25 protein-coding genes are annotated in these 26,261 nt (G+C 66.4%); 11 read left to right on the plus strand and 14 right to left on the minus strand.

Annotation, left to right across the window (positions count from 1 at the left end; translation table 11 throughout):
• Position 1: 1 nt before the first annotated feature.
• Positions 2–1,153, plus strand: a complete 1,152-nt coding sequence (locus tag N1F91_RS00485; protein WP_289988267.1) for a carbohydrate ABC transporter permease — start codon at positions 2–4, stop codon at positions 1,151–1,153.
• A gap of 60 nt (positions 1,154–1,213) precedes the next feature.
• Positions 1,214–2,320 (plus strand): sn-glycerol-3-phosphate ABC transporter ATP-binding protein UgpC, encoded by a 1,107-nt coding sequence (ugpC, locus tag N1F91_RS00490; protein WP_289988269.1) that lies wholly within the window; start codon positions 1,214–1,216, stop codon positions 2,318–2,320.
• 249 nt (positions 2,321–2,569) lie between these two features.
• On the opposite strand, the gene N1F91_RS00495 is transcribed toward ugpC, so the two are convergent.
• Both N1F91_RS00495 and N1F91_RS00500 read right to left on the minus strand, forming a co-directional pair.
• Complete coding sequence (locus tag N1F91_RS00495; RefSeq protein WP_289988271.1) at positions 2,570–3,556, minus strand: Gfo/Idh/MocA family oxidoreductase; 987 nt, start codon at positions 3,554–3,556, stop codon at positions 2,570–2,572.
• 71 nt (positions 3,557–3,627) lie between these two features.
• A complete protein-coding gene (locus N1F91_RS00500) occupies positions 3,628–4,230 on the minus strand; it encodes a nucleotidyltransferase family protein (protein ID WP_289988273.1) in 603 nt (200 codons plus the stop codon).
• Positions 4,231–4,350: 120 nt separating this feature from the next.
• On the opposite strand from N1F91_RS00500, the gene N1F91_RS00505 reads away from it, so the two are divergent.
• Together N1F91_RS00505 and N1F91_RS31075 are read left to right on the plus strand one after the other, a co-directional pair.
• Positions 4,351–4,494 (plus strand): hypothetical protein, encoded by a 144-nt coding sequence (locus tag N1F91_RS00505; RefSeq protein WP_289988275.1) that lies wholly within the window; start codon positions 4,351–4,353, stop codon positions 4,492–4,494.
• Between the two features lie 74 nt (positions 4,495–4,568).
• Entirely contained in the window at positions 4,569–4,856 is a 288-nt protein-coding gene (locus N1F91_RS31075) for a type II toxin-antitoxin system RelE/ParE family toxin (RefSeq protein ID WP_354670510.1), read from the plus strand.
• Between the two features lie 38 nt (positions 4,857–4,894).
• On the opposite strand, the gene N1F91_RS00510 is transcribed toward N1F91_RS31075, so the two are convergent.
• The 5 genes from N1F91_RS00510 to N1F91_RS00530 all read right to left on the minus strand — a co-directional run bounded on the left by N1F91_RS00510 (position 4,895) and on the right by N1F91_RS00530 (position 10,507).
• Entirely contained in the window at positions 4,895–5,908 is a 1,014-nt protein-coding gene (locus tag N1F91_RS00510; protein ID WP_289988276.1) for a Tim44 domain-containing protein, read from the minus strand.
• Between the two features lie 207 nt (positions 5,909–6,115).
• Complete coding sequence (locus N1F91_RS00515; RefSeq protein ID WP_289988277.1) at positions 6,116–6,958, minus strand: aldo/keto reductase; 843 nt, start codon at positions 6,956–6,958, stop codon at positions 6,116–6,118.
• A 134-nt stretch (positions 6,959–7,092) separates the two neighbouring features.
• Positions 7,093–7,407 carry a hypothetical protein gene (locus N1F91_RS00520; RefSeq protein ID WP_289988279.1) on the minus strand — a complete coding sequence of 105 codons (315 nt, stop codon included), beginning with the start codon at positions 7,405–7,407 and terminating at the stop codon, positions 7,093–7,095.
• A 173-nt stretch (positions 7,408–7,580) separates the two neighbouring features.
• On the minus strand, positions 7,581–10,073 hold the full coding sequence (pheT, locus tag N1F91_RS00525; protein WP_289988281.1) for a phenylalanine--tRNA ligase subunit beta: 2,493 nt from the start codon (positions 10,071–10,073) through the stop codon (positions 7,581–7,583).
• On the minus strand, positions 10,070–10,507 hold the full coding sequence (locus tag N1F91_RS00530) for a GFA family protein (protein ID WP_289988282.1): 438 nt from the start codon (positions 10,505–10,507) through the stop codon (positions 10,070–10,072). Before N1F91_RS00530 ends, pheT begins: the two co-directional genes overlap by 4 nt.
• Before the next feature lie 354 nt (positions 10,508–10,861).
• On the opposite strand from N1F91_RS00530, the gene N1F91_RS00535 reads away from it, so the two are divergent.
• The 3 genes from N1F91_RS00535 (at position 10,862) to N1F91_RS00545 (ending at position 14,417) form a co-directional block, all read left to right on the plus strand.
• Positions 10,862–12,271 (plus strand): PRC-barrel domain-containing protein, encoded by a 1,410-nt coding sequence (locus tag N1F91_RS00535; protein ID WP_289988284.1) that lies wholly within the window; start codon positions 10,862–10,864, stop codon positions 12,269–12,271.
• A 111-nt stretch (positions 12,272–12,382) separates the two neighbouring features.
• Positions 12,383–12,868: a YetF domain-containing protein gene (locus N1F91_RS00540; RefSeq protein ID WP_289988286.1), complete on the plus strand. Its 486-nt coding sequence runs from the start codon at positions 12,383–12,385 to the stop codon at positions 12,866–12,868.
• Between the two features lie 103 nt (positions 12,869–12,971).
• Positions 12,972–14,417, plus strand: coding sequence for a phospholipase D-like domain-containing protein (locus tag N1F91_RS00545; RefSeq protein ID WP_289988287.1), 1,446 nt, complete (start codon positions 12,972–12,974; stop codon positions 14,415–14,417).
• Positions 14,418–14,447: 30 nt separating this feature from the next.
• On the opposite strand, the gene N1F91_RS00550 is transcribed toward N1F91_RS00545, so the two are convergent.
• Positions 14,448–15,101: a cytochrome c oxidase assembly protein gene (locus N1F91_RS00550; RefSeq protein WP_289988289.1), complete on the minus strand. Its 654-nt coding sequence runs from the start codon at positions 15,099–15,101 to the stop codon at positions 14,448–14,450.
• A gap of 173 nt (positions 15,102–15,274) precedes the next feature.
• Between N1F91_RS00550 and N1F91_RS00555 the strand changes: the two genes are divergently transcribed.
• Complete coding sequence (locus tag N1F91_RS00555) at positions 15,275–15,448, plus strand: hypothetical protein (RefSeq protein WP_289988292.1); 174 nt, start codon at positions 15,275–15,277, stop codon at positions 15,446–15,448.
• On the opposite strand, the gene N1F91_RS00560 is transcribed toward N1F91_RS00555, so the two are convergent.
• On the minus strand, positions 15,449–15,838 hold the full coding sequence (locus tag N1F91_RS00560; RefSeq protein ID WP_289988294.1) for a hypothetical protein: 390 nt from the start codon (positions 15,836–15,838) through the stop codon (positions 15,449–15,451).
• Positions 15,839–16,001: 163 nt separating this feature from the next.
• Here N1F91_RS00560 and N1F91_RS00565 point away from each other — a divergent pair, with 163 nt between their 5' ends.
• Complete coding sequence (locus tag N1F91_RS00565; RefSeq protein ID WP_289988296.1) at positions 16,002–16,262, plus strand: hypothetical protein; 261 nt, start codon at positions 16,002–16,004, stop codon at positions 16,260–16,262.
• A gap of 96 nt (positions 16,263–16,358) precedes the next feature.
• On the opposite strand, the gene N1F91_RS00570 is transcribed toward N1F91_RS00565, so the two are convergent.
• The 4 genes from N1F91_RS00570 to malQ form a co-directional block, all read right to left on the minus strand.
• The gene (locus N1F91_RS00570) at positions 16,359–19,094 is read right to left on the minus strand and encodes a membrane-bound PQQ-dependent dehydrogenase, glucose/quinate/shikimate family (RefSeq protein ID WP_289988298.1); all 2,736 of its coding nucleotides are present in this window, start codon (positions 19,092–19,094) and stop codon (positions 16,359–16,361) included.
• A 142-nt stretch (positions 19,095–19,236) separates the two neighbouring features.
• Complete coding sequence (locus tag N1F91_RS00575) at positions 19,237–19,479, minus strand: hypothetical protein (RefSeq protein WP_289988300.1); 243 nt, start codon at positions 19,477–19,479, stop codon at positions 19,237–19,239.
• Positions 19,480–19,570: 91 nt separating this feature from the next.
• Positions 19,571–22,237, minus strand: a complete 2,667-nt coding sequence (gene treY, locus N1F91_RS00580) for a malto-oligosyltrehalose synthase (RefSeq protein ID WP_289988302.1) — start codon at positions 22,235–22,237, stop codon at positions 19,571–19,573.
• A gap of 32 nt (positions 22,238–22,269) precedes the next feature.
• A complete protein-coding gene (gene malQ, locus N1F91_RS00585) occupies positions 22,270–23,985 on the minus strand; it encodes a 4-alpha-glucanotransferase (RefSeq protein WP_289988304.1) in 1,716 nt (571 codons plus the stop codon).
• Between the two features lie 201 nt (positions 23,986–24,186).
• Between malQ and N1F91_RS00590 the strand changes: the two genes are divergently transcribed.
• Positions 24,187–25,305: a mechanosensitive ion channel family protein gene (locus N1F91_RS00590; protein WP_289989749.1), complete on the plus strand. Its 1,119-nt coding sequence runs from the start codon at positions 24,187–24,189 to the stop codon at positions 25,303–25,305.
• Positions 25,280–25,558 (plus strand): hypothetical protein, encoded by a 279-nt coding sequence (locus tag N1F91_RS00595; protein WP_289988306.1) that lies wholly within the window; start codon positions 25,280–25,282, stop codon positions 25,556–25,558. The genes N1F91_RS00590 and N1F91_RS00595 overlap by 26 nt, the downstream gene beginning before the upstream one ends.
• Before the next feature lie 75 nt (positions 25,559–25,633).
• On the opposite strand, the gene N1F91_RS00600 is transcribed toward N1F91_RS00595, so the two are convergent.
• Complete coding sequence (locus tag N1F91_RS00600; protein WP_289988308.1) at positions 25,634–26,113, minus strand: pyridoxamine 5'-phosphate oxidase family protein; 480 nt, start codon at positions 26,111–26,113, stop codon at positions 25,634–25,636.
• Between the last annotated feature and the right edge of the window lie 148 nt (positions 26,114–26,261).

The raw sequence follows: 26,261 nt of genomic DNA on the forward strand, positions 1-26,261 counted from the left end.
GATGGCAGCCAAGGCCGGACGATCCTTCTTCGGCCGCTGGGGCGTCCACCTCGCGGTGCTGGCCATCGTCATCGTCTGGACCCTGCCGACGATGGGCATCCTCGTCAGTTCGCTGCGCGACCGCGACCAGATCATCGTCTCTGGCTGGTGGACGGCACTCGCTGGTTCGGAGCAGACCGAGGCGGGCCGGCTGGCCGGACCCGACGCACAGATCGAGCGCGACGGCCGGTTCGTCATCGAGGGGCTGCTCTTCGAGGAGGGCGACCCGCGCCGGATCAGCGCCTTCGGCACTCGCGCCACCGCGCCGACGGCCACCGAAGCCGGCGTGGAAGCCGACCTCGGCGACGGCGTGACACTGACGGTCGAGGCCGATTCGCGCTACGTCATGACATCGCCTGTCGCCTTCGAGGGGCGCGGGCAGCGCGTCTACTTCTCGGCCCTGTCGCCGCCGCGCTTCACGACGGAGAACTACGAGACGGTGCTCCTGTCGGAAGGCATCGGCCGTTCCTTCGTGAATTCGCTGACGGTAACGATCCCCGCCACCATCATCCCGATCCTGATCGCCGCCTTTGCCGCCTACGCGCTGGCCTGGATGCGCTTTCCCGGCCGTGCCATCCTGATCGCGGTGATCATCGGCCTGCTCGTCGTGCCGCTGCAGATGTCGCTGATCCCCCTGCTCAAGCTCTACAACGGTGTCGGCGCCTTCTTCGGCGTGCCGGCCAAGACCTATCTCGGTATCTGGCTCGCCCACACCGGCTTCGGCCTGCCCTTCGCGATCTTCCTGCTCAGGAGCTACATTGCCGGCCTGCCGCGAGAGATCATGGAATCGGCCCGCATCGACGGCGCGTCGGATTTCGACATCTTCGTACGGATCGTCCTGCCCCTGTCCTTCCCGGTCCTCGCCTCCTTCGCCATCTTCCAGTTTCTCTGGGTCTGGAACGACCTGCTGGTGGCGATGGTGTTCCTCGGCACCGGCCGCGACCAATTGGTGCTGACCGGCAAGCTCAACGCGCTGCTCGGCTCGCGCGGCGGCGACTGGGAAATCCTGACGACTTCGGCCTTCGTCACCATCATCGTGCCGCTGATCGTGTTCTTCTCGCTGCAGCGCTACTTCGTCCGCGGCCTGCTCGCGGGTTCGGTGAAGGGCGGATGACCGGGATGGGCACCACGGGGCGACGAGACGCCGGTATCGCGGCGCGAGCGGGAGGCGACGATGGCTGATCTTCATCTGAAGGGCGTGCGCAAGGCCTATGGCGCCGTCGAGATCCTGCACGGCATCGATCTCGACATTCGCTCCGGCGAATTCATCGTGTTCGTCGGACCGTCCGGCTGCGGCAAGTCCACACTGCTGCGAACCATCGCGGGCCTGGAGGATATCTCGTCGGGGACACTCGAGATCGACGGGCAGGAGGTCAACGACGTGCCACCGTCCAGACGCGGCATCGCCATGGTGTTCCAGTCCTACGCGCTCTACCCGCACATGAGTGTCTACGACAACATGGCCTTCAGCATGAAGATCGCCAGGGCCAGCAAGGATGAGATCGACCGCAGGGTGAGGAACGCCGCCGAGATCCTTCAGCTGACCGAATATCTCGACCGCCTGCCCAGGGCGCTGTCGGGCGGCCAGCGCCAGCGTGTCGCCATCGGCCGCGCCATCGTGCGCGATCCGAAGGTTTTCCTGTTCGACGAGCCGCTCTCGAATCTCGATGCGGCGCTTCGGGTGGCGACCCGCATCGAGATCGCCAAGCTGAAGGAAAGCATGCCGCAGACGACGATGATCTACGTCACCCACGACCAGGTCGAGGCGATGACGCTCGCCGACCGGATCGTGGTGCTGAAGGACGGGTACATCGAGCAGGTCGGCTCGCCGATGGAGCTCTACAGGCATCCCGGGAACCTCTTCGTCGCGCAGTTCATCGGCTCGCCGGCCATGAACATCGTGCCGGCCACGATCGAGCAGGCGGGGCCGGCCACCATGGTGTCGATCGCTGGTCATGGCGGCGTGACGGTGCCCGTCGCCACGCCTGCCGCTTCACGCGGTGCGGAGATCTCCTTCGGCGTGCGCCCGGAGGATCTGGTGGTGACGTCGGGCGAGGACTTCCTTTTCGAGGGCACCATCGGCTACGTGGAGCAACTCGGCGAGGTGCAGCTTGTCTACGTCGAACTAGGCCGCGACGGCGTGCCGCTGGTCGCGAAGATGCCAGGCAGCGCCGAGGTAAAGCGCCGCTCGACGATCCGCCTGACGGCAGCGCCCGAGGATTTGCACATCTTTGGCCCGGACGGAAGGGCGTTCGCCCGGGCGCGAGTGGAGGGGACGTAGGGGCGGCAGGCAGTAGAGCGGTCATTCGGTGTCAGACGCCGCGTTCTTTCGCGCCCCCCTCTGCCTGCCGGCATCTCCCCCACGAGGGGGGAGATCGGCTCTCGCGGCCGCCGTCGCCGATATCCATCTACGTAGAAGGAGCGCCGGCGTTCAAGCTGCCGATCTCCCCCTCGTGGGGGAGATGTCCGGCAGGCAGAGGGGGGGCGCGACAGAGCGCGACGTTCGACGAGTGCGGCAGGCCGAGCAGCCCTAAACCTCTTCCCACTCCCCGCTCTCGCCCGCCCTGAAAATGGCGTCGATCACCTTCTGGTTCTTCACCGAGCTCTCCAGCGGGAACACGTCCACCTTCTCCCCGCGCGCGGCCTTCACGAAGGCCTCGGCCTGCAGCCGGTACTGCCGCGTGTCGGGGAAGCGGTAGACGGTTGCTTCGGTGTGGTTGTGGTTGTGCAGCGTCACCATGTCGTCGCCGTAGATTCGCGCGTTGAACGGTGTCGCCACCTCGATGAACCCGGCCTCGCCGTGGAACACCATGCCCTGCCGCGCCGCCATCTGCGTCGAGACGTAGAAGGTCATGTCGAAATCGCCGCAGTCCGCGGTCACGTGCGAATAGATGTCGGTGCCGAACGTCGGGTCGCGCTCGACGCGGGCGCGGATCTTCAGAGGCTCCTTGCCGGTCGACAGCCGCATCGCCACGGTCGGATAGACGCCGATGTCCGGCAGTCCGCCGCCGCCGAGCTCCGGCCGGTTGCGCATGTTCACGGGGTCAACGTTGAAGTAGGTAAAGGCGCCCTGCACGTGGCGCAGCCGGCCGATCGCGCCCTCCGCGATCAGGTCGCGCACCTTGTGCCACTGCGGGTGGTAGGCCACCATGAAGGCCTCGCAGACGAGCACGCGATTGCGATCCCGCGCGGCGATCACCGGTGCTATGTCGTCGGCGTTCAGCGCCAGCGGCTTCTCCACCAGCACATGCTTGCCGGCATCCGCCGCCTTCACCGCCCACTCCACGTGGTCCGACGTCGGCAGCGGGATGTAGACCCCGTCCACCGTATCGGAAGCGAGCAGGTCCTCGTAGGAGCCGAAGGCATGCGGCGCGCCGATGCGCCCGGCCAGCGCCTGCGCACGCGACAGATCGCGGCTGGCGACGGCCGTCACCAACCCGTTTTCGCTGTCGTTGAGCGCCGGGATGACGTGCTCGCGCGCGATCTTGGCCGTGGACAGGATACCCCAGCGGAACATTTTCTTTCCTCCTCGAAAAATATCGCCGCGACACTACTGCCTCCCGCGCCGCGAGGAAACCGGGAAAGCGTCTACCAGGGCACTACCGTGAGTTCCGGCCACAGCGGCAGCGCCCGCGCTGCCTTCCGCTCGTGGGTGGCGCGGTTGTCGAGCACCCGGTTGGGCACCAGCCGGAAGGAAAAAATCTCGTCGAGCCCGAAGGGCGCATAGAGGCCGAGCGCGCCGTCGCCGTCGATCCGCACCCCCACCGCATGCGTCGTACAGGCGAACCGATCGATGCCTTCGCAGGACGAGCCGAGCGGCGGGTAGGGCCGGCCGAAATGACCCTCGTACCAGAGATGCACCCGCGCCTGGTTGCGGATCTCCACCGGTACCGGCAGCTCCGAAAACAGCGGCGCGGCGCGGCGGATCACCGCGTCCTCCGCCTCCCACGACAGGTCGGCGGCGTCGAAGTAGAACAGGTCCACGTCCTTGACGCCGTGACCGGATACCCGCCCGGTCAGCGCGTTCCAGACGGTGTTGTAAAGCGCGCCCGACACGATCCACCAGTCCGGCAGTTCGAGACCGCGCGCCACCTCCAGCGCCGCCCGGACGAGCGGATCGGCCCGCAGGATCGCAAGCAACGCCTCGCGCTGGCGCTCGAAGGGCAGGCCGGAGAAGCGGAGATGATCCATGACGCAGCGCTGCCCGATTCGGCCGCGAGGAACAATGGCGCCAGGGCCTGTGCGATCAATGGCAACGGCCTGACGCATGCGCTATGGCCCGCCACGTTCAGTAACTCGGGATCGAGACCCATGAAGACCGCCAGCATCCGCATCGACGACGACGTCAAGACGAGCTGGGACGAACTCGCCGAGGCGCGCGGACTCGACAGGCAGCGCCTCATGCGCGAGCGATCGTCGAAAAGCTGGAGGAACTGGAAGACTTCTACGTCGTGAAGACCCGCACGGCCACGCCGTTCAAGCCGGTGCCGAACGAAGAGGTCTGGCGTCGGCTCGGCCTTGAAGATTGAGTGGCATCCGGATGCCGTCGCCGACCTGACGCGCTTGCGCACGGCCGAGCAGCGCGGATCAAGGCGGCGCTGGCTGATCTCCTGGCGGCGCCGGACGCGCGACAGCGTCTCGTCCCCTATTCCGGCCATCTGAAAGGCCACTGGAAGCTTCGCGTCGGCGATCGCCGGCTGGTCTGCCGTGTCGAGAACCGGAATCGCCAACGCGTGCTCGTCATCTATGTCGCGCACCGAAGCCGCGCCTTCGACAGCGGGAGCCTCAGGACCATCCTGAGGCGCTCCGAAGACTGAGCCCCGGCGCGCATCGCGCCGGACGCCGGTCCGCCGCTTCACGCGTCCTGGATGGCCGAGAGCTTCCAGTCGCCGCCGTTCTCGCGCACGAAGGTCCACAGCTCGACCGTCTCGGTCGGCTGGTCGGAGCCGCCCGCCAGATCGCCGGTGGCGCGGTCGCGCAGCACGTCGACGGATTCGTAGCGAAGCGCGGTCGTGGCGTAGTCGCTTCCGTTCTCACGCCACGCCTCGGCGATGTCGGCCTGCACGAGGTGCACGCCGGAAACCTCGTTGACCACGCCGCGCTTCGCGTTGTCGGCAAGTTCCTCGGAGAAGAACGACACCATCTCGGGCGTCGTCAGCCGGCGCAGCGCCGCGTGATCCTCGCGCGAAAAGGCATCTTGCACCTCGGTCAGCCGCTGCTGGAACGTGTCGAGGTCGGCCTGGTCGAGCCGGATGTGCTCGATCTCCGGTCCAACTTCGATCGGAGCCGCCGTCCCGCCACCGATCGAAGGCACGGTGAAGCCGCCGGCCTTGCGTTGCGCGGGAGCCTCGTCGCGCCGCGTCGGCTCGCGGCCGAAGCCCGGTCCGCCCGACGGCGCCGCTGCGCCGCCGGCCATGGCAGGCGTTCTGCGCGAGCGGAAGAAGGCCATCGCCAGCCAGACCAGCGCGCCGACCAGCAGGAGCTGGATCAGGAACCCGAGCGCGCCGGCCATGCCGCCGAAGCCATAGCCGAGGAGCATCCCGAAAAGGCCTCCGATCAGGATGCCGCGCATCAGCGAGCCGCCAAGTCCGCCGCCGAACATCCCCGGCCGCTGCGGGCCGGCTGCCTGCTGGGCGCCGGTCTGCTGCTGGCGCGCACCGGGTGCTGGCGCCGGTGTCATCGAGCGCTCGACGGGAGCGGTCTGGGCTGGGGCCGTGCGGGTGGGAGGCGGTGCCTGGAAGGTGCGTGAGCCGCGGCTGCCGAAGCTGCCGCCACGCCGCGCCTCGGCGAAATCGGTCGAGACCATCGTGAAGGACACGAAGAGCGCCGCGAAGAGGGCGAAGAAGCTGAGACCGCGCATGCGCAGCATGGAATGCGTTCCTCCATCTGCCCGCACGTTGTTGGAATGCTCGGCGGGCCCGTTGACTGTGCGATCCGACATCGCGACCGTGGAAACGATCGCCAGAGGGGCCCGGCCCGCAGCCACGGATATGGGGCAGGGTGGATGAGGATGCAAGATGGCACTGCACCGTCGGTGCGACTGCTCCGCCTCGACGCAAATGTCCGCGGCTGCCCGTCAGATCATCTGCAGCGCCATCTTCCGACGCGGAGGCGGGAACAGGCGATCCAGTTCGGCAAGAACGGCCGCCGACAGCGCGAGGTCGGCGGCTGCCCGGTTGGCGCGCACATGCTGCGGCTGCGTGGCCTTGGGAATGGCGATAACGCCGGGATGCGACAGCACGAAGGCCAGCGCTACCTGCGCCGGCGTCGCGCCATGCCGCTCCGCGACGGCAGAGAGCCGTGGGTCTGCAACGAGTTCACCCTGCGCGACCGGTGAATAGGCCATGACGGGAAGTCCGGCTGCCTGCGCCTGCGGCAGGAGGTCGAACTCGATGCCGCGCGTGGCCAGGTTGTAGAGCACCTGGTTCACCTGCACCGCGCCGCCCGATGGCACGCGGCCAAGTTCGTCCATGTCGTCTGCGTCGAAGTTGCTGACGCCCCAGTGGCGGATCTTGCCTGTCTCCTTCAGCGCCTCGAAGGCGTCCACAGTCTCGGCCAGAGGCACGCCTCCGCGCCAGTGCAGCAGGTAGAGGTCGATGCGATCTGTGCCGAGCCGCCGCAGACTGGCTTCGCAGGCCCGCATCGTCGCTGCACGGGACGCGTTGGACGGGAGCACCTTCGAGACGAGGAACAGGTCGTCACGCCTGCCGGCGATGGCTTCGGCCACGACCGCTTCGGCTCCGCCCGCGGCATACATCTCCGCCGTGTCGATCAGCGTCATGCCAAGGTCGATCCCGAGTCGAAGCGCCGACACCTCCGCGGACCGGCTGCCGTGGCCCTCGCCCATCATCCAGGTCCCCTGGCCGAGCACGGGCACGATTTCTCCGCAGGGAAGGGTGGTTCTGGCTATCGAGGTCATGATGCAGCTCCATCTGGCCGGTCGAGGCGGGAGGGAGGTGGACCGGCGGCACAACACCACGGCTGGGCGTCGCCTCATCGCCGTGGTGTTGAACGCCGGTGCCGGGGGCGCGCGTCGCGCGTCCCCGGAAGCGCTCACTCGTCTTCGTCGTCGAACTCGTCGTCGAACTGGTCGACCATCACCAGGAAGACGACGCTCGCGCCATCCTCTTCCTCTTCGTCTTCCTCATCCTCGTCGTCCCCGTCGAGGCTGTCGTCGAAGAGGTCTTCCTCGTCCTCGGTCGCGGGACGCACCTCGAACGGGGTCTTGCCGTTCCACACCGGCTTTCCGTCCGTGGTGAAGTCGGCGAGGTCGGCCTTGAAGTCCTCGCTGTCGAAAATCTCGCGAGCCTCGGCCTCGTCGGCATCTGTCATGGCGACGGCGACGCCATCGATTACAAGCGTGTACATGTCCTGAAGCTCCTGTTGGCTGCCTGTCAGCCCAAAACGCGCGGGAGCCCGTCTGGCTCCCTGGGGCGCAGGCTTCATCCGAAGCCGGCATGCTTGTCAATGGCTTCTTCGAGCGTCGGAACTACGACGTTCAGCCGGCAAAGGTCGCCGCGCCGGGCGCGACGATGCCCCCGTCATCCCCGCAGCACGCCGCCGGTCTGCTTCTTCACGTTCTCGACGATCCGGCCGGCCAGCGCCTCGAAGTCCTCGTCGGTCAGCGTCTTGTCGACCGGCTGGATCGACACCTCGATGGCGATCGACTTGCGGCCTTCGCCTAGCGAGGCGCCTTCGAACACGTCGAACACCGTCACGCCGGTGATCAGCTTCCTGTCGGCCGCAAGCGCCGCCTTGGTCAGCGTGCCGGCCTCCACGGCCTTGTCGACCACGAAGGCGAAGTCGCGCCGTACAGCCTGGAACGGTGACAGGTCCAGGCGCGGCTTGGTGCGCGTCGGTTTCGCTTTCGGTTCGGGCACGGCATCGACGTAGACCTCGAAGCCACAGAGCGGGCCCGACACGTCGAGTGCCTCAAGCGTGCGGGGATGGAACTCGCCGAAGGTGGCGAGGACCACCTTCGGGCCGAGTTTGATCGTGCCGGAACGCCCGGGGTGATACCAGGCCGGGCCGCCGGACTCGACCTGCAGTTTGTCCACCGGCGCGCCGCAGGCCTCGAGCGCGGCCAGCGCGTCGGCTTTGGCATCGAACACGCCGACGCTCGCGGCGTTGCCGGACCAGGCGCGGCCCGCGCCGTCCATCCGCGCGGTGCCGCGGCGCACGCCAGCCGCGACGCGGCGCTGCTGGTTGGCGCCGTCGCCCTCGTAGGTGCCCGATACCTCGAACAGTGCGACATCGGCGAAACCGCGGTCGGCATTGCGCTGCGCGGCGGCGATCAGGCCGGGCAGCAGCGAGGGCCGCATGTCCGACATGTCCGCGGCGATCGGGTTGGCGAGCTTCAGCGCCTCCTGTCCGCCGCCGAACAGTTCGGCGTGTTTCGCGGGGATGAAGGACCATGTGACGGCCTCCATCATGCCGCGTACGGCGAGCGCCCGCCGCGCCGAGCGGGTGCGGATCTGCAGCGTGGTCAGGATGCGGCCGTTGACGGCATCGTGCGACACCATCGGCTGCGGCGCGATCTTCTCCACGCCGTGGATGCGCATGACCTCCTCGACGAGGTCGGCCTTGCCCTCGACGTCCGGCCGCCAGGAGGGAACCGTCACCTCGAACACGCCCTTGCGGCGCACGTTGCGCATGTTGTCGGCCGACAGGTAGCTCAGCGTCGACCCCGCATTGCGCGGCCCGTCGGCGAGATCCATGCCGAACACGTTGGCCACGCCGAAGCCGAGCCGCTCCAGGATGCCGCGCGCTTCCTCGGCCGGCACCTCGATGCCGGTCAGCCGCGTCACTTCCGACACCGGGAAGGCAATCGTCTTGGCCGTATGACCCTCATAGCCGACGACGCGCCCGCCCGAGGCGTTGCCGCCGCACAGTTCCTGCACCATGCGGGTGGCGAGTTCCAGGCCCGCGCCCATGAACTCCGGATCGACGCCCCGCTCGAAGCGATAACGCGCATCGGTGATGATGCCGAGTTCGCGGCCGGTGCGGGCGACGTTGAGAGGGTTCCACAGCGCCGATTCGATCAGCACGTCGGTGGTGGTCTCGTCGCAGCCCGAATGCTCGCCGCCCATGATGCCGGCGATGGACTCGACGCCGTTCTCGTCGGCGATGACGCACATCTCCGATGTCAGCGTGTATTCGCGCCCGTCGAGCGCCAGCACCGTCTCGCCGTCGCGGGCGCGGCGCACCACCAGGTCGCCCTTCACCTTGGCCGCGTCGAAGACGTGCAGCGGCCGGCCGCGGTCGAAGGTGACGTAGTTGGTGATGTCGACCAGTGCGTTGATCGGGCGCAGGCCGATGGCCATCAGCCGCTGCTGCATCCACTTCGGCGAAGGTCCGTTCGTCACGCCGCGCACCAGCCGCAACGCGAAGCCGGGGCAGAGATCGGCCGCCTCGATCGTCACCTTCACCGGGCAGTCGCCCGTGCCGCCGACCGGCTCGACTGCATCCGCCTTCAGCGTGCCGAGGCCGGCTGCGGCGAGGTCGCGCGCGATGCCTTGCACGCCTGTGGCATCCGGCCGGTTCGGCGTCAGGTTGATCTCGATCACCGGGTCGTCGAGCTTCGCCCAGGAGGCGAAGGACTGGCCCACCGGCGCGTCGGCTGGCAGATCGATGATGCCGTCATGCTCGTCCGACAGCATCAGCTCGCGCTCGGAGCACATCATGCCGTGGCTCTCTATTCCGCGGATCTTGCCGACCGACAGCGTCACGTCGATGCCAGGCACGTAGGTGCCGGGCGCGGCGAAGGCGCCGGTCAGGCCGGCCCGCGCGTTGGGGGCGCCGCACACGACCTGGACCGGCTGGCCGGAACCGGTATCGACCGTCAGAACGCGCAGCCTGTCGGCCTCGGGATGCTTTTCGGCGGTCAGCACCTTCGCGATGACGAAGGGCTTCAGCGCCGCCTTGTCGTCGACATGCTCGACCTCAACGCCGATCATGGTCAGCCGTTCGCAGATTTCGGCAAGGGAAGCCTCGGTATCGAGGTGGTCCTTCAGCCAGGACAGGGTGAACTTCATTCGCTTGTTCCTGATCTCGGCACGCTCGACCGCTCAAGCTGCGGCAGGTCGTCGGGCATGTGCACGTAACGCAGTTGTTCGCGCACATAGGCGTGCAGCGTCGGTTTATAGTCTTTCGGGCTGTCCATCGCGCCGAGCATGAACCAGATCTGGTTCTCCAGCCGCGCGTCGGTATAAGCGATTGGCGAGCCGCATGTCGCGCAGAAGCTCCGGCTAGCCGGACCGTTCTCGAAAAGGCGCGGCTCGCCGGCGGTAAATCGCACGTCGCCCGCCGCAAAGCCGACGAAGGCGGAAACAGGCGCACCGGTGGCGCGGCGGCAATTAGCACAGTGGCAGTAGCTGATATGATGCGGCTCGACGACGGCCTCGAAGCGCACGGCTCCGCAGCGGCATCCGCCGGTGTGGGAAACGCTCGTGGTCGGTTTCGCTTGCATGCTCGTCCCGTCCCGCCGGAAGCCTGCTTCCGGAAATCTCGTCCTGGGGGCATTCCGCCCCGCGCCGCTCGGTTGCGCGCCGCAGCGCGCGGCCTTGTAGCGTGCCGGACCGGTCGCTTCAAGCAAATGAGGCCGGCAGCCCGCCGGACTGCCGTTTCCGGCCATGGTCCTGCCGCAGGACGGACAAACTAAATCGCATCGGCCGGGAACAGTTGGTGGTTCGGGCAGTTTGCCAAGGGAGCAGCGTGCCGCACCGGGATGTAACTTTCCCGGACACGGCGACCCCTTCTGCAGGCGGTCAGCGCTCTCTCGCATCCCCAGAAGAACACTTCGAATCCAACGAGAGGACACGAGATGAAGAACCCAACCAAACTTCTGTTCGCCGCAGGTCTCATGTGCGGCACTGCCGCTCCGGCCGCCCTGGCACAGGAAGCTGACCAGAATGCAGCCGTTCAGGCCTGTCAGCGCCTGACGCTTATCGTGCAGGACTACGAAGACCGCTTCCGTGACGAATGGATCGACCGCGCGAACGACGTGATCTCGAGCGATGGACGTCTTGAGTGCGCGCAGTACGTGGCTCAGGCCGAGCAGGCGATCGAGGAACTGGAGCGCCGTGATCAGATGGCGCAGCAGCAGGGCCAGGGCGGACAGATGCAGATGGGCGCGGGACAGACGGCCGCCGGTGAGGCCGGTTCCGGAGCGGATCAGAACCGACAGATGGATGCCGCGCAGGCCGGTACGGATGTGGATGGCGGTCAGATCGTCGTGACGCAGCCGGAGCCGCGCGTGCTCGTCGAACAGGATGCTCCGGAGATCACCTATACTCAGGATCCCGCGCAGGCCCGCGTCCAGCAGGCAGCGCCGCAGATCATCGTGCGTCAGGCCGAGCCCACGGTGCGCGTGCAGATGCCGCGTCCGCAGATCACCATCACCCAGGCGGAGCCGGAGATCATTGTTCGTCTTCCGGAGCCGAGCGTGACCGTGGATGTGCCGGAGCCCCGGTTCAACGTCTCGCAGTCGCAGCCGGAGGTCCGCGTGAACCAGCCCGAGCCGCAGGTATCGGTCCAGATGGAACAGCCTGAGGTCGACGTCGAGGACCAGGAACAGGCCCAGGTGCAGATCGAGCGCGATCAGGCGATCGTGCGCCGCGAGGGTGGCGAGCAGCAGGCGCGCGTCCAGATCGAGCAGGCCCAGCCGCAGGTTCGCTATGAGCGGGCCGAGCCCAACGTCGAGTTCGAGATGGAGGGCGAGCCGCAGGTGACCTACAACCGCACTGGCGAGCCGAACGTCCGCGTCGAACGCATGGGCGACCAGGCGGCGAACCAGCAGGGTGCGCAGTCCCAGACCAACCAGGGTCAGCAGGACGGTGACCGCACCGCTTCGATCCAGCAGGACGCGATGCCGGAACAGGCCTACAACGCCCTGCGGGGTGATGCCCAGATGCAGGGCGCCGCAACCACGATCCGCGTCAGCGAACTGGTCGACCGTGAGATCGTGAATGCGCGCGGCGAGCAGCTCGGACAGGTCGAGCGCGTGGTGGCCAACGGCAACCGCACGTACCTGATCCTCGCGGAGGGTGGCTTCCTGGGAATGGGCGAGCGTGAGGTAGCGCTGCCGCTGGATCGTGTTTCGTCGATCCGAGCCAACGGCCAGCTGGTTTTGCAGGGTCTGAGCGAGGAAGATCTTGAGGCCATGCCGCGCTGGAACGCTGGTTCCGGTCAGGAACTTGGCGACAACGACGAGGTCGACATCTTCGAATCCTGATCCAATGGGTCGGCTTCGAGCCTTGATCATGCCGGAGGCCGTTCGCGGCCTCCGGTTTTTTCATGTCCGGCCGTGCCGTACATGGGCGGCGCAGCATGAAGGGAGACAGAGATGGACTGGTCGCAGATGTTTTTCCAGGGGTGGGAAGGGATTGTCCGTACGATCGTAGTGGGGGTGATGGCCTATGCCTGCCTGGTGCTGTTCTTGCGCATCTCCGGCAAGCGTACATTGGCGAAGCTCAATGCCTTCGACCTCGTGGTCACCGTCGCGCTTGGCTCGACCCTGTCGTCGATCCTGCTGCAGCAGTCGGTAGGCCTGGCAAGAGGTGCAACTGCGCTCGCCCTGCTCATCCTGATGCAGTATCTCGTCACCTTTCTTTCCGTCCGATCAGCCCGCTTCGCCCGCTTCGTTCGCTCCGAGCCCGCATTGCTCGCCCGCGATGGCCGCTTCTGCAGGGACGCCATGCTGCGCCAGCGCATCACCGAGGAGGAGGTGACGAGCGCCATCAGGTCCAATGGGGCGCAGGGTGTGGACGCGACGAGCGCGGTCATTCTCGAAAGCGACGGTACGATCAGCGTAATCGGCGCGTCGTCGTGACCCGAGACTGCGAGTGGGTAAAGACCGTTCTCGCGAATGCGTGGAACCGGTTGCCGCTATGTCGGTTGTTGCCAGAATGAAACCAGCGATTCCGGATCGAGACATGCCCCTTCTGTCCGCCGGCCAGAACTGCTGGCGGGTTGCCCATGCCGACCGCGCCGCTCTCATCGTCGATGCGGCGGCGTATTTCCGTGCCGTAAAGGATGCCTTTCTGAAGGCGCGCCATTCGATCTACCTGATCGGCTGGGATTTCGACACGCGCATAAAGTTCGAGCCGGAGGGTGCCGAACTCGAAGGTCCCGAGGAGCTGGGCCCGTTCCTGCGTTGGCTGGTGAAGCAGCGGCCGGACCTCAATGTCTACGTTCTCAAGTGGGACCTCGGTACCCTTTTTGCCCTCGGACGGGGCACAACCCCGTTTGCGCTTCTGGGCTGGACGACCAGCCGACGGCTTCACTTCAAGCTCGACCGCATGCACCCTCGGGGCGCGGCGCATCACCAGAAGATCGTCGTGGTGGACGACGTCCTCGCCTTCTGTGGCGGTATCGACATGACCGCCGACCGCTGGGATACTCGCGAACATCTCGACGAGGATCCCCGGCGGGTGCGGCCGAGCGGCCGGTCCTACGGCCCATGGCATGACGCGACGGCGGCCGTTGATGATGGCGCGGCTCGCGCGCTGGGCGATCTTGCCCGCGAACGCTGGAGACGGGCGACCGGTGAGACGCTCGAACCGCCTCCGCCGAGCCAGGCGGCGATCTGGCCGGCCCGGGTCGAGCCGACTTTCCGCAACGTGACGCTTGGCATAGCCCGTACGATGCCTGGAGACGACGATGCCGAGGACGTGCGCGAGGTGGAGCGACTGACGCTCGACGCCATCCGGTTCGCCAAGCGGACGATCTATTGCGAGAGCCAGTACTTCGCCTCCCGGGCCGTCGCGGATGCCATCGCCGATCGCATCGTCGAGAAGGACGGTCCCGAAATCGTCGTCATCAACCCCGAATCGGCCGATGGCTTCCTTGAGGCGGAGGTGATGGATTCGGCCCGCGCCCAGATGTTCGACCTGGTTCGTCGCGCCGACATGCACGAGCGGTTCCGTATCTACACGCCTGTAGCCGCCGGGGGGCGGCCGATCTATGTCCATGCCAAGATTCTGGTTGTCGACGACCTGCTCTTCCGGATCGGGTCGTCCAATCTGAACAATCGCTCGATGGGCTTCGACACGGAATGCGACCTTGTGATCGAGGCGGCGCCGTCCGACCTTGACCTCAGGGAGCGGATCGAATCCGTCGCCAACAACCTGTTGGCGGAGCATCTGGGCTGTGAGCCGAGCGTCGTGCGCAAGGCGCGTCTCGACACGAGCGGATCGCTCGTAGCGGCGATCGACGCCTTGCGCGGCAGCGGCCGAACGCTGGTGCCCTTCGAGCCGGCGCCGATCAATGCCGCCGAAGAACAGCTTGCCGAAAGCGACGTGCTGGATCCGGAGCAGCCGCCCCGCCTCATGAAGTCCCTGCTGTCGTCGCTGCGCTCCCACGCCTCCAACTTCCGGTGATCTCTTGTAAAGGATGTCGCCGGCTGACGCTCAGTCGCCGAGCATACGCCAGGTAAGCGCCAGGCCGCCGGCGAGATAGGGCAATCCGCCCGCGACAGCCATCAGCGCGCCGCCGAGCCGCTGGTCGTCCAGTGGGTCTAGCCCCCAGGCGCCGAGGCAGAAGGCCGGGTCGTAAAGAAGGCCGGGCGCCAGCGAGAGCAGCAGGCCCAGCATCGCCATGTGCATGAAGGTAAACAGCATCGCGAAGATGCTGACACCGGCCATCGCCCGGCTCGTGCCGGAGAAGGCCATCGCCCAGATCAGCAAGCCGGCGCAGAAGAAACTGGCCTGCTGGGCCACGAAGGCCGGAAGTCGCGCCGCAGCAGCCTCGTGCAGCACGGGCGCGTGCCAGCCCCAGACGACGAGCATTTCGAAGAGCGAGGCGCCAAGTGCCAGAGCAACCGGACGACGGACCGTCCGGTTGCGCCCGAGGCCGACCAGCCCGAGCGCGATCAGCGGAGCGGCAACGACGGTCACTCCCAGATGCAGTATCATATGCGGGGAAAAGGCTCGTCGTGCCATGCCCGGCAGCGGCCCGAGCCACAGCAGCGCAAGCAAGGACACGCCAAGGACGAGCACGGCGACTGCCAGCCGCCCGGATCCGGCGGCTGAACCATGCTCGGGGACGGTGGCAGTCCGGCTCATGACGGTTTCCTCGTGATCCGTCTGGACGGTGTGGCTGCGAAACGACAGGTCCTCGTTGAACCGTCACCCCCATGACGCGGAATGTCACAAACGTGATGCGTTCCCCATTGCATCCGTATCAAATGACAATAGGGAGTTTGCAAGGGACGTGTCTCTTCACAGGACTGCGCGATATGACGCTACCGAACGAGAAGCCGGGCGAACTTGGCTCGCCCGACGAGTTTGTCCAGTTGCTGGATGAGATCGCCCGTGAACCCGTTCCCGAAAGGCTCCTTCTCCTCGCAGTCCGGCTGCAGGAGAAGCTGCGCGAGCAGCGTGCCGCCGCCAGGGTCGAACCCACCGCCTGATCAATCTCCGAAACGGCCGCGGGACTGCTCCATGTCCTCGTCGATGGCGGTTTCGGCTTCGTCGCTCGGCAGCGCCTCGTCCGGGTTCTGGAACGGGTTGTCCTGTTCTTCTTCGAGCGACTGAAGCCCCGAAACCTCTGCCCCTTCGTCGGGCACATCGGACGGGATGATTTCCGGCGTAACCGTCGTCTTATCCTTCATCTGGGCTGCTGCCGCGTGCAGGAGCATGACCTTGGCCTTCGCGACGAGTTCCTGCTCGATCGTCGCGCCACCGTTGTGGTGATTGGCGATGGTCACGGCCACCTCGTCGCCGCCTTCGCCGATGAACCGGACGCGGGACATGTCCTCCGCTTCGGCAGCCGGGGTGATCCTGATGTCGATGATCTGCATGTTGGACCTCCTTGGTCGGAGAGCTAACGCGGCCGTTGACGATTGGTTCGCCGGACCGCCGGAGAAGTCGCACCGGGTCGGCAGTCGCTAATCACCGCCGCCGATGATGGAACCGGTACCGGCCGACGTGGTTTGGGAGCCGCAACCAGATGGAGTGCAGTTCATGAGCGAAGCCAGAACCACCACCAATCACGACGAAATCCGTAAATGGGCGGAAGCGCGCGACGGTCACCCGGCGATGGTCGACACCAAGGGCTCCGGCGGCATATTGCGGATCGATTTCGGCGAGCCGGAGGATGGTCTCGAGCAGATCGAGTGGGATGAATTCTTCCGCGTCTTCGACGACAACAAGCTCGCATTCCTCTACCAGGACGAGGTGAAGAGCGGGAAGACCAGTCGTTTCAACAAGTTCGTGGAACGCTGACGCGCAGAGACCGAGCCTCGGCTCGAGCAGATACCAAACCGGCCTTCGATCGCGAAGGCCGGTTTCGGTTCATCTCTCATTGCCTGGCGGATGTCATCACGGCTGCCTGCTTCCCGCCGGGAGCGACCACGCGATCACCGAATCGCCGAGCGGCGTTTCCATGAAGTGGTGCCCGCCTGCCATGATCGCGACATACTGCACGCCGTCGACGGAATAGGTGATCGGCGTCGCCTGACCACCCGCCGGCAGGACGGTGTCCCAGACGGTCTCGCCGGTCTCAACGTCGATCGCCTTGAGCAGGTTGTCCGTGGTTGCCGCGATGAACATCAGGCCGCCAGCCGTGATCACGCCGCCGGCATTGTTCGGCGTGCCGATCACGAAGGGGAGGCGTGACGGAATGCCGAAAGGACCGTTCGACCGCGCCGTTCCGAAAGCGCGGTCCCAGATCGTCTCGCCCGTCGCAAGATCGATCGCCCGGATCCCGCCATAGGGCGGCTGCTTGCACATCATTCCTGTGAAGGGGACGCGCCAGCCGGCATTGACGTCGATACCATAGGGAACGCCGCCCTGCGGCGACAGGCTGTCCGGCGCGTCCGGATTGCTTTCTTCTGCTGCCGAGATCGGGCGGACGCCGAGTTCGTCGATCCGCTCGCGCGGGACGAGCTGGTTGTAGTTGGGCATGTCGTTGTAGTTGGCGATGATGACTCCGCGGACTGGATCGACTGCGATGCCGCCCCAGTCTGACCCGCCATTGTAGCCCGGATACTGAATCCAGGGCCGGTCCACGGAGGGAGGCGTATAGATGCCTTCGTAGTTGGCCCGGTGGAACTGAATGCGGCACCACAACTGATCGAGCGGCGACATGCCCCACATGTCGCGTTCCGTCAGGTCGCGCTTGGCCAGGGTATGATAGGCCGAAAACGGCTGTGTGGGGGAGAGGTTCTCGGGTTCGACGCCACCGGAAGGCACCGGCCGCTCTTCGACGGGGAACAGCGTTTCGCCTGTTGCGCGGTTCAGCACATACATGTCGCCCTGTTTCGACGGCAAGACGATGGCTGGCACGGTACGATCGCCCGCCGGCAGGTCGACGAGCGTTCCCTGTGAACCGAGATCATAGTCCCAGACATCGTAATGCACGGTCTGGAAATGCCAGGCAGGTTCACCAGTGGTGACGTCCAGCGCCACCAGCGAGGTCGCAAATTCGTTGGACAGGTCGCGGCGATCGGCGCCGTAGTAGTCCACAGCCGAATTGCCGAGCGGCAGGTAGACGAGACCGAGTTCGTCGTCGCCACTGGCGATCGTCCACAGGTTTGGCGTTCCACGCGTATAGGTCTCGCCCTCCGGGGGTAGCCCGTCGAGATCGGGATTGGCCATGTCCCAGGCCCATCGGAGTTCGCCCGTGATTGCATCATAGCCGCGCACGACACCCGAAGGCGCATCCCGTTGCTGGTTGTCGAGCACCTGGTGCCCCACGACGACGATCCCGCGCACGATGGTGGGTGGCGAGGTGACCGAAAAGAAGCCCGGCGCAGAGTCACCGATACCTTCGAGCAGGCTCACCTGTCCCTGGTCGCCGAAATCCTCGCAGGGCAAGCCGGTCTGCGCGTCGACTGCGATAAGTCGCGCGTCGAGCGTGCCTTCGATGACGCGCGTCGCGCAAGCCTGCTCCGGCCGCTCGCCCGGAATGGCGTAGTAGGAAACACCGCGGCAACTCGCGCTGTAGGGGATCGCGTCCGTCGACACGCCCGCGTCGAAACGCCAGATCTCGCGGCCGGTGTCGGCGTCGAGCGCGATCAGGTCGTTCATCGCGGAGCAGAGATACATGGTACCGTCGATGACGAGAGGCGTCGTCTCAGCGGCATAGGCGCCTTCACTTCCGTCGCCGTCCTGCGGCAGCGCGCCTGTATTGTACTCCCAGACCTGCTGCAGCTGCGAAACGTTTTCGGGCGTGATCTGGTCGAGCGGCGAGTAGCGTTGCGCCTCATGTGTTCCGCCATAGGCAGGCCAATTCTCGCCTGCCTGTAGCATCGTCATCGTCATCGTCATCGTCATCGGCTCGGGCGCCGCCGCCGCAGCCTCCTCGTCGGCCGCTTCATCGGAAGCGGGTGCCGCTGCATCCGGAGCGGTCTCCCCGCTGCTCGGCGGAGCATCTTCGGCCGCGGCCGCGGGATCAGCCGGCGCTGCGGAATCGGACGGCGCGGGCAGGGTGTCTTCCGAGGTTGCATCCGGTGGCGTCTCGGCTGGTACGACCGGGTCCGTAGGCGTCGCTTCCGGCGGGGGCGCCTGCGTCTCGGTTGGAGCGATCGGGGCCGGCATCGCCGGCTGAGTTTCGCTTGCCGGCGGCAGGGGACTCATCGTTTCCTGCGCCGAGGCCGAAGCAGCGCCACCCCACTGCCATGCCGCGGTGGCCGACAGTCCGACAAGAAGCGCCGCAGCCGCTCCGCGAACGCCTGCATGTTGACGGTGCAGGCGCCTGTCGCGCTTGAACAGCACGGGCAGGCACAGAAGCACGAGAACGAGAAGCACCGTGGGCGCGACCAGTCGCGGAACCTGCGCCCACCAGTCGGTACCCACCTCCCAGAAGGCCCAGATCACTGTTCCGAGCCATGTCACCAGATAGGCGGACACGCCGCCCAGCGATTGGCGCGCCACAAGCAGACCGGAGACCATCAGACCGATCCCTGCGAAGATGTAGTACCAGGAGCCCCCCAGCATAGCCAGCCACACGCCCCCGGCGCCGAGCACGAGCCCGAGCAGTGCAAGGAGTGCGCCCACGAGGACGGCGTACCAGTAACCGACCCCTCGCCCCAGTGAAATCTCGTGCCTGGCCATCGGTGCCTCCCTCGTCGCGATGAGCCCGGCGTCGTGGCAGCTTCTCCACGATCCGGCCCAGCAGAAATCAAGTGCGGCCGGCACTGATCTCCAGCACCGGCACGCGGTTCAACACATCAAATGAGGGTTTGTTCCTGCGGCATCAGTCCTTGCCGTGAGTGGCGCCCTTGTTCATATCCGTCCGGGCGCGCACGTCCTTGTCCATCTTGCGGAAGCTCTCCACGACGGTGTCGTCGGGGTCGCGCTTGCCGTCCGGCATGGCATGTCGCTGATTGCGTACATTCTCCTGATCGTTGGCCTGCAGGCTGTTCCGGCCCATCCGGTCCTGTGCCAGGTCCGTTTCGGTGACGTCCGCGGGTTTCCGGTCTTTGCGTTCGTCGGTCATAGGCATCTCCTTTGGTTCTCTAGCCGAACGACCTGGGACGTCGCGGGTTCCTTCGGCTGCCGGGACGGTCTCGCTGCCGGCCGCCGACCCCTCAGCGTGACAGCAGCGCGACCGGGTGGTGCGCCAGGAGCGTGCGGAGCATCATGCCATTGGCCGCGTCGTGCCGACCGCCACCGAGAACGTCGTGCAGAGGCGCGCCGGACATGCCCCGCGAAAGCACAATCCGCGTGTCGCCCCACCAGCCGGACGGAACCCGGCCCGTTTCCGGATCGATGCCGCCGAGAACGAGCCGTGGCGCCACCGTGATCGCGAGGCTGTCCCCCGCCTGCCGTGCGAAGGCCACCGCGTGGCGCGCGCGCGACCCCTCGATCGCCAGCGGAAGGTAGACACCCTTGGCAAAGAGATCCGGCCAATGCCCGCGATAGGCGAGCACCGCGGCGATGAGGGCCTGCTTCTCCCGTGCGAATGCCTCCTCAGGCGCTTCGTCCCCGCCGGTTCCATCTCTCAGCCGCTCGTCCAGTCGAGTGGCCAGAGTCGAGAAGTCGATCGGCTGCCTGTTGTCCGGGTCGACGAGGCTGAAGTCCCCGCCTTCGCTACCCTGGTAGACGTCAGGTATGCCGGGAGCCGTCAGCTTGACCAGCGTCTGCGTGAGGCTGTTGAGACGTCCGGCGGCGGCGAAGGGACGAATCGTGGCGGTGAAGTCTTCATGGAAGGACCGGTTGTCCGGATCGAAAAGCCGCCGCGCATAGGCCGCTACGGCCGCCTCGTACTCGGCCGTCTCTTCCGTCCAGCTGGTGCGGGTCTTGGCTTCGCGCAGGGATTTCTCGAGATAGGAAAGGAAGCGCGCCTGCAACGCGGCGAGGGCTTCCGCCGAAGGGGTTACTCCTTCGTCCGGCCAGATTCCCGCCAGCGCCTGATACATCAGCCACTCGGTTGCCGGTTCCGGCGCCGGACCTGGCGGCAGCGCGGCGATGTCGTCCCGGTGCAGGCCGCGCCAGCGCTCCACCGCTTCGCCCCACAGGATCGGCGCTTCGGACAGGGTGTAGAGCCGCGCGCGGGCGTCCTCGCCGCGCTTGGTGTCATGGGTGGCGGTGCCGAGCAGCGAATGGTCGCCGCTCTCGGCTGCGCGACCGAGCCGTGCATGGAACCGCTCGATCCGGCCCGCCGGACGCGCCGGATCGCAGCCCACCTCGTTGAGTGCGATCAGCCGGTTGTAGCGGTAGAACACGGTGTCCTCCACCGCCTTCGCCATAACCGGTCCCGAAAGCTGCTGCAGCTTCTCGCGGAAGATCCGTGCCGTCTCTTCCGTCCCGGGCGCGACGTCGCCGATCAGAAGCCGCTCCACCAGTTCCACCGGCCGCTCCCCATCGAAGCCAAGCCTGCGGGCAGCATCGCGGGTTGCCCGCCGCACGACGTCCAGGTCATGTTCGGCCATGCCCTCGCGCGTGCCATAGGTGCGATAGACGGGGATGGCGACGATCACGGCCACGATCGCCCCACGGAAGACATCCTCCGCGATACGCTCGCCCGCCTGCGCCACCGCCTTGCAGGCGAGGCGGGCGAGCGTGGCGAGTTCGCCCGCGAAATTGTGCGTGAGCGTCCGTTCCCGCGCAGCCCGGATCATCGCCACGGGATCCTGGGTCTCGCCCAGCGCCCGCCTGTGGACGTCGTCCAGGGTCCCAGCCTCGGCTTCGTCCACGAAGAGGTCGGCGATGCTGTCGATGAACTCGTATCCGGTCGTCCCGTGCACCGGCCAGTCTGCGGGCAGGGTTTCGTCGCCTTCGAGGATTTTTTCGACCACGAGGTACACATCCGGTCCGATGGCTGCGCGCAGCCGATTCAGATAGCCGGCGGGGTCGGCGAGCCCGTCGACATGGTCGATCCGCAGTCCGTTGACGGCGCCACTGAGCACCAGGTCCAGCACCAGCCGGTGGACATCATCGAACACGGCCTCGTCTTCGACACGAACGCCGACGAGCCCGGTGATTTCGAAGAAGCGCCGGTAGCTGAGGTGTTGCCGTGCGTCCTTCCAGTGGATCAGTTCGTAGGGCTGCTGGCCATGCACCCAGTCGACGAAGCCCGGATCACGGGAGGCCTTCTCCATCTCGTCGGCCAGCGCATCCGCGTCCGCAAGCAGGGGGCGCAGCCGGGCGTGGAAGGCGTCGCTGTCGTCGGGCGTCGCCCGCCCGGCTTCCTCGATGATCACCCGCGCGGCTGGCGCGCCGAATTGTGCCAGCACGTTTTCGTAGCTGGCGGGGTGCAGCGGGATGACCAGCGTACCCAGAGCGAGACCGATCCAGCCCTTTGCCGCGTCGAGGGCCAGCCGGATGTCCCCTGACTCCAGCGCGTCTGCGTAAGGCCGACCAAGCATCGGCAGCGTCAGCCGTTCGCTCCAGTCGACATCGAAGTGGCGCGCATAAGGCGACTGCCGGCCCCATTCCACCACGCTCAGCCACCATGGGTTGGCAAGATCGGCCGCCATGTGGTTCGGCACGATGTCGAGGATGAGGGAAAGGTTCTGTTCGCGAAGCGCCGCCACCATGCGATCGAAGCCCGCGCGGCCGCCGAGCTCGGGGTCGATCTCGCAATGGTCGGCGATGTCATAGCCGTGGGTGGAGCCGGGTGCTGCCGTGAAGATCGGAGAGGCGTAGAGATGGCTGACGCCAAGCCGCGCAAGATAGGGCGCAAGGCCTGCAGCCCTGTCGAAGGTCATGCCGTTGCGAAACTGCAGGCGATAGGTGGCGCGGGGCAGCGTCATGGAGGTCGAAGCCGTTTCTCGGCCGCTGGCCGTCAGGGTCTGGGACGAATGGCAGCGAGCGCGCCGGTAATCCGGCCGAACCGCTCGTCACGCGGCAGGTCCTCGAGCAAGACCGGGCACTTGAACCGCCAGTTGGGGTAGGCATCGACCGTTCCCGGCAGGTTTGTCGGGCGGTCGTCTCCGGATAGGTCGGCCAGCCGCGCCGCAGCCAGCTTGCAGGGCGTCAGCGCGATGAAACGGTGCATGGCCGCAGCGAAGCCGGGCGGCAGGAACTCGCCGGGTTCTTCCGCGGCTGCGGCGTAGATCTTCGCCTCTTCCGGCGCCAGCGCATCGGACTGGTCGAGCGCATCGACCAGCGACACCCGCTCCGCCGCTCGTTCCTTGGTCTGGACGGCAGCCATCTCGGCGTCGATCGCGCCGATGCCATGCCGAAGGCGGATATCGTCGCCCCGCCACCACGCCCGCAATGGCGCGAGATCATGCGTCGAAAGGCAGGCGATCGCGAGTTCCGGATATGCCTGAGCCGGCTTGAAGCGCGCCTCATCCTTTTCGAAATAGGCTATGCGGTAGGACAGGATGCCGCGCGTGGCCATCCGCTCGCGAAATCCCTCAGGAACGACACCCAGATCCTCGCCGATCACCAGCGAATGATGCTTGTTGGAAAGACGCGCGAGGACATCCATCAGCGCTTCCGTCGGATAGTCGACATAGGTGCCATCCGCGGGAGAATGGCCCTCCGGCACGAAGAAGAGACGCTCCAGCGCCATCACATGGTCGATACGCAACGCGCCACCGAACCGCATGGCTGTGTCCACCGGTTCGGCAAAGGCTGCGCATCCGGTTCGGGCCAGGTTCTTGGGCGACAGCGGCGTGAGGCCCCAGTCCTGTCCGTAGGCGCTGAAATAGTCGGGGGGCGCGCCGACCGACTGGTCGACCACGTACGCGTCCCGGTCCGTCCAGGTTGCCGATCCGTCCGGCGCCTCGCCTACCGCGAAGTCGAGATAGAGGCCGATTCGCATGCCGGCGCCACGCGCGATCGTCGCCGCCTTCTCCAGCTGCGTTTCGCACAGCCATTGCAGCCAGCACTGGAAGCGGACCTCGTCGGAATTCTCGCGGGTGAATGCGGCGACGGCGTCGCAACGCGGGTCGGCGTATGCCTCCGGCCACTCGCGCCAGCCGCAGCCGAAGCCACGCGCAACCATTTCCTCCGACAGGGCTTCGAACAGCGCGTGCATCCGCAGGGCCTCCCCGCGCTGTGCGCAGTAGAGATCGAAAGCAGCCGCCGCACCGGGATCGTCGCGCCAGCCGTCGCGCGACCAGATCTGCCGCAGCGCCGTGATCTTCAGCGCCGCAACCTGGGCGTAGTCTACGGTGGGAAGCGCGGAGAGCGCTCGCGCCTTTGCCACGACCGGTCCTGACGGCTCGTAGCCCGCCACGGCGTCGACGGCGATGTAGAGCGGATTGAGGAACCGCCGGCTCGACGGCGAGAACGGGCTGCAGCGGTCGGGGTCGGCCAGAAACAGCGCATGAAGAGGGTTGAGCCCGACGAAATCGGCACCGGCCTCCGCTGCGACGTCACAGAAGGTTGCGAGGTCGGAAAAGTCTCCGATCCCCCAGTTCCGGCGCGACCGAACTTCGTAGAGTTGCAGCGATATCCCCCAGACGCGCGTCTCGGCCAGCCATCCGGGGATATGACAGGTGAGGCCCGATGCATCGGACTCGGCAGACCTGTCGGGAACGGATTTCATGCTGGCCTGCGTCTCCCGGTGCCTCGGAAAGATTGTGCGGACAACGGCTCCGCGACGAACAACAACCCTCGGGCGTTGCGAAGGTTCCCGCATGGGAGGAACCACCCGGCTCTCACGACGTTCCAGGGAAGCGCGCCCCACCAGCGGAGGCGCGCGGATGGCGCGTGCCTTCGGCGGGCGGCGACGGGAGCGGGCTTGAACGTGCTGGACCGTAGTACCGATTTCATCAATACCTTGCCGGACTGGGCAGTTGTCTCGGTTCTGCTCGGGGTGGCGCTGCTGCTGTCCTGGGCCTTCCGGGTCCTTGTCGTGCGCCGCGGTCTCCGTTTTCTCGACCCGCAATCCCTGTTCATCCGTACGACCCTTCAGCGCATCCGTGGGCCGGTCGGCCTTGCCCTGCTCATGGGCGCGCTCTCGCTGGCCGCAACGCTGTCGCCGATCACCGAACGCAGCGCCGAAATCGTCCGTCACGTCCTGCTGATCGGCTTCATCCTGCTCGTCGCCTGGACGGCGCGGGTGGTTCTGGACCTGTGGCTGCGCGCCCACCTCAAGCGCTTCAGGATCGACACCGACGACAACCTGCTCGCGCGCAAGCATGTGACGCAGATGCGGATCCTGCTCAGGGTGGCCGACACGCTGATCATCGTGGTCGCCCTTGGCGCAGTCATGATGACTTTCGAGGGCATCCGGCAGTATGGCGTCAGCCTTCTCGCGTCGGCCGGCGCCGCCGGCATTGTGGTCGGCCTGGCACTGCAGCCGGTCCTGAAGAACCTCTTTGCGGGGATTCAACTCGCCATTACACAGCCGATCCGCATCGATGACGCGGTAATCGTCGAGGGTGAGTGGGGCAACGTCGAGGAGATCACATCCACCTATGTGGTGGTACGGATCTGGGACCTGCGGCGGCTGATCGTGCCGCTGTCCTATTTCATCGAGACCCCGTTCCAGAACTGGACGCGGGAAGAGGCAAACCTCATCGGCGTCGTGCTGATCTATCTCGACTACCGCGCGCCGGTGAGTTCGATCCGTGGGGAGGTCGAACGGATCGTCCGGGGATCGCATCTTTGGGACGGCAACACTGTTGCCGTTCAGGTCACGGATTTTCGCGAGCAGGTCCTGGAGCTTCGGGTGCTCGCGAGCGCCGGCAATGCCGGCGACGCTTTCACGCTGCGCTGCGTCATCCGGGAAGCTCTCGTCTTATGGCTGCAGGAAAAGCATCCCGAGGCGCTGCCGCACCTGCGCATCATCGGCGGAGAAACGAGCATGAAACGCGAAACGCAAAGGAGGACCATGAATGAACACAGCCAATCTCCAGCTTGAGGGCCTGCTTCTCGCAGTGTCGGCCATGGCCGAGGCACTCAAGGCGAAAGAAGTTCTGTCGCAGGCCGAGATCGACGCCGCGCTGGAGCGGGCCGAGGCGATCGCGGGGTCGGACCCGGGTCGATCGGAACAGATGTCGGCCGCGAATGTGGCAGCGGTACTCTTCCCGATCCGCTTCCTGCGCGAGGCCAACGGGGCCAGCGATGGCTCGTTCTCCCGGCTGGCGGCACAGGTTGCCCGCAACAACGGGTGAACCCGACCCCAACATGGGCCATCAACGCGCTCAGCCGAGCCGGGCGGCTGATCGCAGCCGCCCGGGGAAGTCGCCTTACATCCGCACCTTCGCATTGTCGCCCATGTCGGGCCTCGAATCGCTTGCCGCCGCCACCAGCATCTTGGCAAAGCTAGCGGCGCGGCCGGGGCCGTCCCAGTACTGGGCATCTTTCGGCCGCACTTTCAGCACCCGGATCGCCGGATCCTCTGCATCGTCCCACCAGGCCTTGGCCGGGGTCGAGAACAACTCCCTGATCTTGGTGCGGTCGTTGCTCACTTCGGCTTGGCCGCTCACCGATACGTAGTTGTTGCCCTTGGGGTCGGCGAAGGCGAGGCAGACCGCCGGGTTCCGGCTGATCTCTTCGTCCTTGTGGCTCGCCGCATCCGTGAGGAAGTAGACCATATGTTCGTCGTGCGCGACATAGGCGGCCATCGGTCGGGACCTGATGTCCGTTCCGTCTTCCGTCGCCAGCATGCACATCCCGATCGATTCCATCATGTCCCAGACGTGTTTCGCGTCGCCTTGATCGGCCATCTCGTCGTCTCCGTTTTAGGGTGGGCGGTGCCGGAAAACGGTTCGGCAATGCGTTGGTTCCTGAGGCGCGTCAGGGTCGTTTCGGGGAACCAAGGGTCAGCGACCACGTTGGGCGGGCGATCACCATTTGAGAGGAAAAGACCGTGCG

Origin of the sequence: Aquibium sp. ELW1220 (genome assembly GCF_030398385.1) — a bacterium.
Taxonomy (GTDB): domain Bacteria; phylum Pseudomonadota; class Alphaproteobacteria; order Rhizobiales; family Rhizobiaceae; genus Aquibium.